This window comes from Rhodococcus sp. R1101 (assembly GCF_000278445.1).
Classification (GTDB): Bacteria; Actinomycetota; Actinomycetes; order Mycobacteriales; family Mycobacteriaceae; genus Rhodococcus; species Rhodococcus gordoniae.
In genome coordinates this window covers 1-572 of the sequence record NZ_AJVB01000913.1, presented here as the reverse complement: position 1 = coordinate 572, position 572 = coordinate 1, and the positions used below count along the sequence as shown (strand labels likewise).

Annotated in this window: 1 protein-coding gene; it reads right to left on the bottom strand. The window is 75.2% G+C overall.

Features of this window, described 5'->3' with window-relative positions; genetic code table 11:
* On the bottom strand, positions 1-572 hold a 572-nt coding region (locus R1101_RS28960), incomplete at both ends, for a hypothetical protein (protein WP_016935852.1).

Genomic DNA, 572 nt, shown 5'->3' with positions numbered 1-572 from the left:
GTCGGCTTCGGTGCGCGGCCGGGGCTCCTCGCTCACGTCACCGAGCGGCCGCGGGGTCTCCGCACCGGCACTGCCCGCCAGCGGGGTCTGGACACGGGCGTCCTCCCGGACCGGCGGACGGAGCGGAGCCGGCGGCGCACCCTGGGCCGGGACCGGATCGCCCACCACCTGCACCGAACCGTCCGGCGCGACCACGATCCGCGCGACCTGCCCGGTGGGGATCATGCCCAGCTCCGCCGCGGCGACCGCGAGGGCGGGAGCCGACTCGGCCATCGCCACGTCGCGCTGCAGCACCGCCCGCTTCTGCGCGAGCTCCTCGTTGAGGGAACGCGCCGCGCTCAGCTCGTAGGAGTCCTCGGTCGCCCGGGTGGTGAGCAACAACGTCACGGCCATACCCACGCCGAGAAGGGCGATGATGGTGGCGACGAACGGGATCCGGGTGCGGACACGCCCGGCACCCGTCGTCCGGCCGCGGGTCTCGACCGGTTCGACGCCGAGCTGCGCGGCGCGCTGAGACCGTCTCTGATAGGCACGCTGCGCTGCCGTCGATCGCCCCGAGTGCCGGCGCTGCG